Source organism: uncultured Georgenia sp., from assembly GCF_937958535.1.
In the GTDB taxonomy this organism is placed as follows: Bacteria; Actinomycetota; Actinomycetes; order Actinomycetales; family Actinomycetaceae; genus Oceanitalea.
The window spans coordinates 1-10508 of record NZ_CALGNQ010000058.1 but is presented as its reverse complement, the minus strand read 5'-3'; the positions used below and the strand labels follow the sequence as shown (position 1 = coordinate 10508).

Here is a 10508-nt window from a genome sequence, read left to right as displayed (position 1 = left end):
AGCGGGTCAGCCGCCCGGGGGGCCCGCCGTGCCGACCCGCCGGTGCCGGGACAGACTGGCCAGATGCGAACAGTCGGAGTGGAGGAGGAGCTGCTGCTCGTGCGCAGCGGCTCCGGGCAGGCGGTGTCGGTGGCGCCGCGCGTGCTGCGCAGGGCGGACCTGGCCGAGGGGGACCGCCCGGCCGACGGCCGCCCCGGGCACCCCACGGCCGAGGCCGGGTCCAGCCTGGACGGTGAGCTGCAGCGCCAGCAGCTCGAGACGGACACCGCGCCGCACCGGAGCATGGACGACCTCGGCGCGGAGCTCGTCGCCTGGCGGGAGCACGCCGAGGCCGCGGCACGGCGGGAGGGGGCGCGGGTGGCCGCCCTGGGCACGTCCCCGCTGCCGGTGGAGCCGCGGACGGGGCGGAGCGAGCGGTACCGCGAGATCGTCGAGCGCTTCGGCCTCGTCGGCTCCGAGCAGCTCACCTGCGGGTGCCACGTCCACGTCGGTGTCGACTCACCCGACGAGGCGGTCGCCGCCCTCGACCGGGTCCGCGTGTGGCTCCCCACCCTCCTCGCCCTGTCCGCCAACTCCCCCTACTGGCAGGGCAGTGACTCCGGGTACGCCAGCTACCGCGCCCAGGTCATGGGGCGCTGGCCCACGGCCGGGCCACCGGACGCCTTCGGCACGGCTGCCGCCTACCGGCAGCGGATCCGGGACCTCCTGGCCACCGGCGTCATCATGGACGAGGGCATGGTCTACCTCGACGCCCGGCCCTCGGCGACCTACCCCACCCTGGAGATCCGCGTCGCCGACGTCTGCCAGGACCCCCGCGACACCGTGCTGCTCGCCGCCCTGTCCCGGGCCCTGGTCCAGACCGCGGCCGCCGACTGGCGCGCGGGCCGGCCCGCGCCCGACGTCCCCACCGCCCTCCTGCGGGCCGCGACCTGGCAGGCGTCCTGCTACGGCCTCGGCGACGGCCTGGTCCACCCCGACACCGGGCGGCCGCGACCGGCGTCCGAGGTGTTGACGGACCTCGTCGAGCGGGTCCGGCCGGCCCTGGAGGAGTACGGCGACGTCGGCCTCGTCGCCGCGGGCCTGGACCGGCTCGCCCGTACCGGTAACGGCGCCGACCGGCAGCGGCGGGAGCTGGAGCGCACCGGCAGCCTGCCCGACGTCGTCGCCGCCGCGGTCCGCACCACCCACGGACTGGAGGACGCCGCCGTCGGCGGCTCGAGGACGGAGGGGGACCCACGATGACCTCGCTGTGGTTCACGGCCGGCCCGGACACCGTGCCAGGGGCGGCCCGGCACGCGAGCAAGCCGGTCGCCGGCAGCTACGACGTGGCCGTCGTCGGGGGCGGGCTCACCGGCGTGGCGACAGCGCTCCTGCTCGCCCGCGCCGGTGCCCGCGTCGTCCTGCTCGAGGCCCGTTTCATCGGTGCCGGCACCACGGGCCACTCCACCGCCAAGGTGTCCCTCCTGCAGGGGACCCGGCTCTCCGCCATCGCGCGCCGGCACGGCCCCGAGCTCGTCCGGCAGTACGTGGCGGGCAATCGGGTGGGGCAGGACTGGCTGCTCGCCGAGTGCGCCCGGCTCGACGTGCCGGTGCAGCGCAGGGCGGCCCTCACCTACGCGGCCGGACCGCAGCAGCTGCCCGCGGCCGAGGCGGAGCACGCGGCCGCCCGGGCGGCCGGCCTGCCGGTCGAGTGGCGCGACACCTTCCGCGTCCCCTTCCCCGCCCTGGCCGCGACCTGGCTGCCCGACCAGGCGCAGGTCGACCCGGTCGCCGTGCTCGCCGCCCTGACGCAGGAGGCCGAGCGGGCCGGGGTGGATGTGCGGACCCAGGCCCGGGTCACCGACGCGCACGGCCCGGACGGCGCCGTCGTCACCGGACGCGGCTCGGTACGTGCAGACTGGGTCGTCCTGGCCACCGGTACCCCGTTCGCCGACCGTGGCGGGTTCTTCGCCCGGCTCGAGCCGCAGCGCTCCTACGCACTGGCCTTCGCCGTCCCCGAGCCCACCGGCCTGCAGATGTCCATCACCGCCGGTACACCCACCCGGTCCATCCGCACCGCACCCGGCGCCGACGGTGAGCTGCTCCTCGTCGGGGGTGCCTCCCACGTCGTGGGACGCGCCGAGTCCCCCCGGGCGCGGGTGGAGAACCTCCTGAGCTGGACCCGGGGCTGGTCCCCCGACGCCCGGCTCGTGGCGCGCTGGTCCGCCCAGGACTACCACCCGGTCGACGAGCTGCCCTACGTCGGCTCGCTGCTGCCGCGCGACGCCCGGGTGCTGGTCGCCACCGGCTATGCCAAGTGGGGCATGGCGAACGCGGTGGCCGCCGCGCACCTGATCGCAGGGCACATCGGCGACGACCGCCCGGAGTGGGGCGAGGCGTACCGCAGCTGGAGCCGGCATGAGGTCACCGGCCTGACCGAGGCGGTGCGGCTCAACGCCGGCGTGGCTGCCCAGCTCGCCGGTGGCTACGCGCGCGCGATCGCCCACCCCGAGCCACGGACCGAGGGGCCGGAGGGGCCGGCCGCGCCCCCGGCACCCGACCGTCCGGCCGATGCCGGGACCGGCGTCGTCCCTGCCGAGGGCACCGGCTGCATCGTCCGGCGCGGCATGCATCCGGTGGCGGTCTCCACCGTCGACGGTGTCACCCGGGCCTTCTCCGGCTTCTGCCCGCACCTGGGCGGTGTGCTGCGCTGGAACGACGAGGAGCGCTCGTGGGACTGCCCGCTCCACGGCTCCCGCTTCACGGCGGAGGGCGAGCTGCTCGAGGGACCGGCGACCCGGGGGCTGCAACCTCGATGACCCCTGAGCTGCGCACCCCGGGACGGTGGCAGGTGCGCATCCCGCTCCCCCGGGACGTCACCCGCGCGTGGTGGTGGCGCGAGCGGTGGCGGCGCCACCCCCGGTGGGCGCTCGCGATCCGGGCCGCGGTCGCAGCGGCACTGGCCTGGGCGCTCGCGGGGGTGCTGCCCGGCCCGGCCGCGGAGTTCCCCTACTACGCCCCCTTCGGCGCCGTCATCGCCACGACGTTCACGCTCGCCGGCTCGGTCCGGGAGTCGGTGCAGTCGGTGGCCGCCATCGCGGTCGGCGGCGCCGTCGGCTGGGTCGTGGATCTCCTGCCGGTGTCCGGGCCGCCGGCGGTCGCGCTCGTCGTCGTGCCCGCCGTGCTGCTCGCCGGCTGGCGCCGGCTCGGGGCGATGGGCGGGTGGGTACCCACCGCGGCACTGTTCACCCTCATCATCGGCAACGGCGAGGCGACCTACGTCGGCGCCTACGCCGGCCTCACCCTCCTCGGTGCGCTCGTCGGGATCGCGGTCAACGCCGTCTTCCCGCCACTGCCCCTGGCCCCCGCCCAGCTTGTCGTCACCGCCTTCCGCCGGACCGTCGCCGACGACGTCGCCCGCCTGGCCGACCTCCTGGAGTCGGACGAGCCGCCGAACGTCCTCCAGTGGGAGCAGGAGCACGCGGCCAGCCCCCACGAGCGCGCCCGCATGCATGCGTTCGTCGCCGAGGTGGGCGAGGCGGCCCACCGCAACCGGCGTGCCCGCCGCTACAGCGGCTCGATCGAGGCGCTGCGGTACGAGGCCCGCACCCTCGACCGTCTCGCCCTGGTGGTCAGCGACCTCGCCGACCTCCTCTTCAGCGACCTGCCCTCTGACACCGAGGCACGCGCGGCCGCGCTGACCGCGGACACCCGGCGCCGCATCTGCTCCGCGCTGCGGACGATTGCCGCCGCCCTGGAGAACCCCACCGTCGCCGGCACCGCCGACCCTCACCTCGACGGGGAGGAGAACCCGATGTCGAGCGCCCACGCCGCCGACGCCGTGCGGGACGCCAGGCGGCTGGCCCCGCGGCGTGACGAGCAGCTCGTCGTCGACGGCATCCTCGTCTCCCTCAAGCGCGCGGTGGACTCGCTGGCCGAGATCGAACGCACCGACTAGACCACTTCGGGTCATGATGGGGGCACCGACGCCGACGAAGGAGCAGAGACGTGCCACAGCCCCAGGACATCTCGACCACGCCGCAGTGGAAGGCCCTCGAGGAGCATGCCGCCGCGACGGCCGGGACCTCCCTGCGCGACCTCTTCGCCGCGGACCCCGACCGGGGCACCCGGCTCGTGGCCGAGGTGGGAGACCTGTACGTCGACTACTCCAAGAACGGCGTCACGGAGGAGACCCTGCGCCTCCTCGTCGACCTCGCCCACGCCGCCGGGCTGCCGGAGCAGATCGAGGCGATGTTCCGCGGGGAGCACATCAACACCACGGAGGACCGCGCCGTCCTCCACACCGCCCTGCGCGCCCCACGGGGCACCGAGCTCGTGGTGGACGGGCAGGACGTCGTCGCCGACGTCCACGAGGTGCTCGACCGCATGGCCACCTTCAGCGAGGAGGTCCGCAGCGGCCGGTGGCGCGGCCACACCGGCCGGCGGATCACCCGAGTGGTCAACATCGGCATCGGTGGCTCCGACCTGGGCCCGAGGATGGCGACGCTTGCCCTGGCCCCGTACGCCACGCCCGACATCACCGTCGACTTCGTCTCCAATGTCGACGGTGACGACATCGCCCCGGTGCTCGCGGCCGCCGACCCGCACGAGACGCTCTTCGTCGTCGTCTCCAAGACCTTCACCACCCTGGAGACGATCACCAACGCGACGACGGCGCGCCGCTGGCTCGTCGAGGCGCTGGGTGAGGACGCCGCGGTGGCGAAGCATTTCGTGGCCGTCTCGACCAACGCCGAGAAGGTCGCCGAGTTCGGCATCGACACGGCGAACATGTTCGGCTTCTGGGACTGGGTCGGCGGCCGCTACTCGATGACCTCCGCGGTCGGGCTCTCGCTCATGATCGCCATCGGCCCGGAGCACTACCGCGACATGCTCGCCGGCTTCCACACCGTCGACGAGCACTTCCGCACCACCCCGCTGGAGCGCAACCTGCCGGCGCTGCTCGGCCTCATCGGTATCTGGCACCGCAACTTCCGTGGCGCGGACACCCACGCCGTGCTCCCCTACAGCGAGTACCTCTCCCGGTTCCCGGCCTACCTCCAGCAGCTGGACATGGAGTCCAACGGCAAGTCGGTGACCCGCGACGGCACACCGGTCACCGTGCAGACCGGACCGGTCGTGTGGGGCGAGCCGGGCACCAACGGGCAGCACGCCTTCTACCAGCTCATCCACCAGGGCACCCAGCTCGTCCCCGCCGACCTCATCGGCTTCGTCCACCCTGCCGAGGAGGTGCCCGAGCACCACGACCAGCTCACCGCGAACCTCCTCGCCCAGGCGGAGGCCCTCGCCTTCGGCAAGACCGCCGAGGAGGTGCGTGCCGAGGGTGTGGCCGCGGAGCTGGTCAGCCACCGCACGTTCCGCGGCAACTCCCCCACCACGCTCATGCTCGCGCCGCGGCTCACGCCCTCCGTGCTGGGGCAGCTCGTCGCGCTCTACGAGCACCGGGTGTTCACCCAGGGCGTGGTGTGGGGGATCAACTCCTTCGACCAGTGGGGGGTGGAGCTGGGCAAGGTGCTGGCGCAGCGGATCGGCCCCGAGCTCACTGCCGAGGAGGAGCCCGAGCTGCGCCACGACTCCTCGACGAACGCGCTCATCCGCCGCTACCGGAGCCTGCGCCGGCGGGGGTGAGGCTCAGGCCGCGCCGAGCTGGGCCCGGACCCAGGCGATGTCGGCGCGGTGCTCCTCGGCGCCGCCCGGGGTCTCGACGACGACCGGTGCGCCCGCCTCGCGGAGCACCGCGCCGAGATCCTCGGGCGGCAGCGTCCCCTGACCGAGGTTGGCGTGGCGGTCGGCGCCGGAGTTGAAGGCGTCGCGGCTGTCGTTGGCGTGGACGAGGTCGATCCGCCCGGTCACCGCGCGGACCCGCTCGACGAGTCCGGCGAGCTCCTCGCCGCCGGCGTAGAAGTGGCAGGTGTCGAGGCAGAACCCGATCTCCGCGCCGCCGTCGGCCGCGAGCACCGCGGCCCACAGCTGCTCGAGGCGCTCCACGCCGCGGGCCATCGCGCGGTTGCCGCCCGCCGTGTTCTCGATGAGCACGGGGACCTTGGCATCGAGCCCTGCGACGCACTTGCGCCAGTTGTCGAACCCGACGGCCGGGTCGTCCGCCGCCAGCACGTGGCCGCCGTGGACCACGATCCCCGCCGCCCCGATCTCCGCGGCGGCGTCGACGTGCTTCTGGAGCAGCTTGCGGCTGGGGATGCGGATGCGGTTGTTCGTCGTCGCGACGTTGAGGACGTACGGGGCGTGGACGTAGATCCGCACACCGGCCGACTCGGCGGCGGCCCGCAGCGCCTCGGCGCCGCCGGCGTACCGGACCTCCGGGCCCTTCCACCCCTGGGGGTCCCCGAGGAAGATCTGGACGGCATCCGCCCCCCGCGCGCGGGCCTCGGCGATCGGGTCGGTCTGGTCGACATGGGCTCCCACTACTGGCATGGGGCCGACCCTAACGCCTCGTGCGGACACCGGGTGCCGGCGCTGGGTGAGGCGGCCGCGCGGTGAGGATCCGCTCGACCACCTGGGCCACGCCGTCCTCGTGGACCGGGGGCGCCGTCGCGTCGGCCGCCGCCAGCGCCTCCGGGTGGCCCCCGCTCATCGCGAACCCGCGCCCCACCGAGCGGAGCATCTCGACGTCGTTGGGCATGTCCCCGAAGGCGACCACCTCGGTGAGGGGGATGCCGCGCGACCGGGCGAGGTCGGCGAGGGTGGACGCCTTCGTCACGCCGGGTGGGCCGAGCTCCAGCAGCGCCCGGCCCACGCTGGACCGGGTGACGGTGAGGAGGTGTCCCACCTGCTCGCGTCCGATGCGGAGGAACTTGTCGGGGTCCAGCGCGTCGGCCAGGGTGACGAGCTTGACCACCGGCCCCGCGGCGAGCAGCTCCTCGGTGGAGGTCACCACGGTCACGCCCCGCTGCGCGGGTGCCTGCTGCTCCCGGCCGCGTGCCTCGAGGTAGCCCGACGTGGCGCGCAGGCCCGCCGGGGTCTCGGCCGCGAAGACGGCGTCCGGGACCGCGGCCCGGAGCAGCTCGACCGCGCTGTAAGCGGCCTCCCGGGGGATGGGGTGGACCTCGATCGGCTCCAGCGTGGGGCCGCTGACCACCATCGCCCCGTTCGCCGCGATCACCGGTCCGGTCAACCCGGTCTGCCGGAGGATCGCAGGGAGCCACCGCGGCGGTCGCCCCGTGACGAGCACGACGTCCAGACCGGAGTCGACGGAACGCGCGAAGACGTCACGGGTGCGCCTGCTCACCGCTCCGGTGGCGGGCAGGATCGTGCCGTCGATATCCGACGCCACGAGGCGGGGGGTGAAGTCCAGCGATATCGGCAACCGAATCCTTCGCCTCGTCCGGGGATGTGTGACACCCGTCGCCGTCGCGGCGGCGGGCACCCGTCCGCACCATAGGCCGTTCCGGCGGCAGCGGCGAAGCGCCGCCGGCTCAGACCGCGACCCCGACGTACTTGGTCTCGAGGAACTCGTCGATCCCGGCGAAGCCGCCCTCGCGCCCGATCCCCGACTCCTTGATACCCCCGAACGGTGCCGCGGGGTTGGAGACGATGCCCTGGTTGAGCCCGACCATCCCGGTCTCCAGCGCCTCGCTCACCCGGATGCCGCGGGCGAGGTTCTCCGTGTACACGTACGCCACGAGCCCGTACGGGGTGTCGTTGGCCAGCGCGACGGCCTCCTCCTCGGAGTCGAACTCGGTGATGGCCGCGACGGGGCCGAAGACCTCCGTGCTGGACAGCCGGGCCTCGCGCGGGACATCGGTGAGCACGGTGGCCGGGTAGAACGACCCCGGCCCCTCGACCGGCTCCCCGCCCAGGCGCACCCGTGCCCCGCGGTCCACGGCGTCTGCGACGAGGTCGCGGACCTTCGCCACCGCGGCGTCGGTGATGAGCGGGCCGACGACCACCCCGTCCTGGGTGCCGCGCCCCATCGGCAGCGTGCTCATGCGCTGGGTGAGCCGTGCGGCGAAGGTGTCTGCCACGGGGCGCTGGACGAGGAACCGGTTCGCCGCGGTGCATGCCTGGCCGATGTTGCGCATCTTGGCGAGCAGCGCCCCGTCGACGGCGGCGTCGAGGTCGGCGTCGTCGAAGACGAGGAACGGGGCGTTGCCGCCGAGCTCCATCGACGTCCGCATGACGGTCCGTGCGGCCAGCCCGAGGAGGTGCTTGCCCACCGGGGTGGAGCCGGTGAAGGAGAGCTTGCGCGAGCGCGGGTCGAGGATGAGGGGTGTCATGACGTCGTCGGAGCGGCTGGTCGTCACGACGTTGACGACGCCGTCGGGCAACCCGGCCCGGACGAGGATGTCCACCAGCGCGAGCGTCGACAGCGGGGTCTGCGCCGCGGGCTTGATCACCGACGTGCAGCCGGCGGCGATCGCCGGCCCGATCTTGCGCGTGCCCATCGCCATCGGGAAGTTCCACGGCGTGATGAGGATGCTCGGCCCGACCGGCTGACGGGTGAGGAGGAAGCGCGACCCGCCCCCTGGTGCGGGCAGGTAGCCCCCGTCGATCCGCACCGCCTCCTCGGCGAACCAGCGGAAGAACTCGGCGGCGTAGGCCACCTCGCCGCGTGCCTCGGCCAGCGGCTTGCCCATCTCCAGGGTCATGACGAGCGCGAGCCGGTCGGCGTCCGCCCGGATGAGCTCGAAGGCGCGGGTGAGGACCTCGCTGCGCTCCCGGGGCGGGGTCGCCGCCCAGGAGGCCTGAGCGGCCGCCGCGGCGTCCAGCGCGGCCATCGCCTCCTCCGGCGAGGCGTCGGCGACCTCGCACAGCACCTGCCCCGTGGCGGGGTCGTGGACCGGCATGGTCCGCTCGGTCGAGCGCCACTGCCCGCCGACGAACAACCCGGTCGGGACGGACGCGATCGCCTCGGTCTCCTCCATGGCAGCCTCCTTGCCGTTCCCGCCATCGTATGGGTATTGTCAACAATCCGACAACCCTCGTGGGAGGTCCCGATGACGACGACGCTGTCCCCTCGGCTGCTGCAGGCCACCCCCGTGACCGTGGACCACGCGCGCGGCTGCCGCGTCCACGGCACCGACGGGCGGCGTTACCTCGACTTCACCGCCGGGATCGGGGTGGTGAGCACCGGCCACTGCCACCCCCGGGTGGTCGCCGCCGCGCAGGAGCAGGTCGGGCGGCTCATCCACGGGCAGTACACGACGGTCATGCACCGACCGCTGCTCGAGCTCACCGAGCGCCTCGCCGACGTGCTGCCCCCCGGGCTGGACTCGCTGTTCTTCGCCAACTCCGGGAGCGAGGCCGTGGAGGCGGCCCTCCGGCTCGCCCGGCAGGCCACGGGCCGCCCGAACATCGTCGCCTTCCACGGCGGGTTCCACGGGCGCACGGTCGCCGCCGCGACGATGACGACGTCGGGCACCCGCTTCTCCGCCGGCTTCAGCCCGCTCATGGGCGGGGTCCACATCGCCCCCTTCCCCACCGCCTACCGGTACGGCACCACGGAGGAGGAGGCCACCGCCTTCGCGCTGCGCGAGCTGGACTACCTGTTCGCCACCGTCACCGCTCCGGAGGAGACCGCGGCGTTCGTCGTCGAGCCGGTGCTCGGTGAGGGCGGGTACATCCCGGGCAACACCACCTTCTTCCAGGGCCTGCGCGAGCGTGCCGACGCGTACGGCATCCTCCTCGTCGTCGACGAGATCCAGACCGGGTTCGGCCGCACGGGCCGGTACTTCGGCCACCAGCACTTCGACGTGCGGCCCGACATCATGACCATCGCCAAGGGCATCGCCTCCGGCTTCCCGCTCTCGGGGATCGCCGCCTCCGCCGAGCTCATGGCACGCGCCTGGCCCGGCTCCCAGGGCGGCACCTACGGCGGGAACGCCGTGGCCTGCGCGGCAGCCGTCGCCACCCTGGACGTCATCGCCGAGGAGGGCCTGGTGGACAACGCCGCCGAGCGCGGCGCCCAGCTGCTCGCCGGTGCCCGGGCGGCGGCCACCCCTGCCGTCGGGGACGTCCGCGGCCTCGGCCTCATGGTCGGTGTCGAGCTCACCACGCCGGACGGTCAGCCGGACACCGCCCGTGCCCAGGCGGCCCAGCAGGAGGCGGCCCGCCGCGGGCTGCTCATGCTCACCTGCGGGGCGTACATGAACGTCGTGCGCATGATCCCGCCCCTCGTCATCACCGCCGCGGAGGTCGACGAGGGCCTGGCGATCTGGGCCGACGTCCTCGCCGCCGTCTCGTGAGAGGAAGGCCCGTGGCCCGCTACGTCACCATCACCCTCGAGGTGCGCGGCGTCTCCTGCCGCGCCCGGCTGCTCGACGACGAGGCGCCGGCGACGAGCCAGGCGGTCTGGGACGCCCTGCCGCTCGCCGGGAACGCCTTCCACGCCAAGTTCGCCCGCAACGAGGTCTACACGCTCCTGCCCCGCATCACCGCCGCCCCGCACCGGGAGAACCCCACCGTCACGCCCATCCCCGGCGACGTGTGCCTCTTCGATTTCGAGCCCTGGGAGATCGGCAACCCGGCCTTCGGCTACGAGCCGGGCTCGGCCG

Annotated in this window: 9 protein-coding genes; 6 read left to right on the top strand and 3 right to left on the bottom strand. The window is 74.3% G+C overall.

Annotated features, from left to right (window positions below; genetic code table 11):
* The first annotated feature begins 63 nt into the window (after nt 1-63).
* The 4 genes from Q0195_RS03520 to pgi are packed head-to-tail and all read left to right on the top strand — an operon-like array spanning nt 64 to nt 5625.
* The gene (locus Q0195_RS03520) at nt 64-1242 is read left to right on the top strand and encodes a glutamate--cysteine ligase (RefSeq protein WP_299274621.1); all 1179 of its coding nucleotides are present in this window, start codon (nt 64-66) and stop codon (nt 1240-1242) included.
* Complete coding sequence (locus Q0195_RS03515; protein WP_299274619.1) at nt 1239-2798, top strand: FAD-dependent oxidoreductase; 1560 nt, start codon at nt 1239-1241, stop codon at nt 2796-2798. The genes Q0195_RS03520 and Q0195_RS03515 overlap by 4 nt, the downstream gene beginning before the upstream one ends.
* Nucleotides 2795-3937: a hypothetical protein gene (locus Q0195_RS03510; RefSeq protein ID WP_299274617.1), complete on the top strand. Its 1143-nt coding sequence runs from the start codon at nt 2795-2797 to the stop codon at nt 3935-3937. Before Q0195_RS03515 ends, Q0195_RS03510 begins: the two co-directional genes overlap by 4 nt.
* Nucleotides 3938-3987: 50 nt before the next feature.
* The gene (pgi, locus tag Q0195_RS03505; protein ID WP_299274615.1) at nt 3988-5625 is read left to right on the top strand and encodes a glucose-6-phosphate isomerase; all 1638 of its coding nucleotides are present in this window, start codon (nt 3988-3990) and stop codon (nt 5623-5625) included.
* A gap of 3 nt (nt 5626-5628) precedes the next feature.
* Here the strand turns inward: pgi and Q0195_RS03500 are convergent, their stop codons facing one another.
* From Q0195_RS03500 to Q0195_RS03490, 3 genes are all read right to left on the bottom strand, one after another.
* Nucleotides 5629-6429 (bottom strand): deoxyribonuclease IV, encoded by an 801-nt coding sequence (locus Q0195_RS03500; RefSeq protein WP_299274613.1) that lies wholly within the window; start codon nt 6427-6429, stop codon nt 5629-5631.
* Between the two features lie 10 nt (nt 6430-6439).
* A complete protein-coding gene (locus Q0195_RS03495) occupies nt 6440-7321 on the bottom strand; it encodes an HAD family hydrolase (RefSeq protein WP_299274610.1) in 882 nt (293 codons plus the stop codon).
* Between the two features lie 109 nt (nt 7322-7430).
* The gene (locus Q0195_RS03490; protein WP_299274608.1) at nt 7431-8879 is read right to left on the bottom strand and encodes an NAD-dependent succinate-semialdehyde dehydrogenase; all 1449 of its coding nucleotides are present in this window, start codon (nt 8877-8879) and stop codon (nt 7431-7433) included.
* A gap of 72 nt (nt 8880-8951) precedes the next feature.
* On the opposite strand from Q0195_RS03490, the gene Q0195_RS03485 reads away from it, so the two are divergent.
* Nucleotides 8952-10199, top strand: a complete 1248-nt coding sequence (locus tag Q0195_RS03485) for an aminotransferase class III-fold pyridoxal phosphate-dependent enzyme (protein ID WP_299274605.1) — start codon at nt 8952-8954, stop codon at nt 10197-10199.
* Nucleotides 10200-10210: 11 nt separating this feature from the next.
* On the top strand, nt 10211-10508 hold a 298-nt coding region (locus Q0195_RS03480; protein WP_299274602.1), incomplete at its 3' end, for a DUF3830 family protein.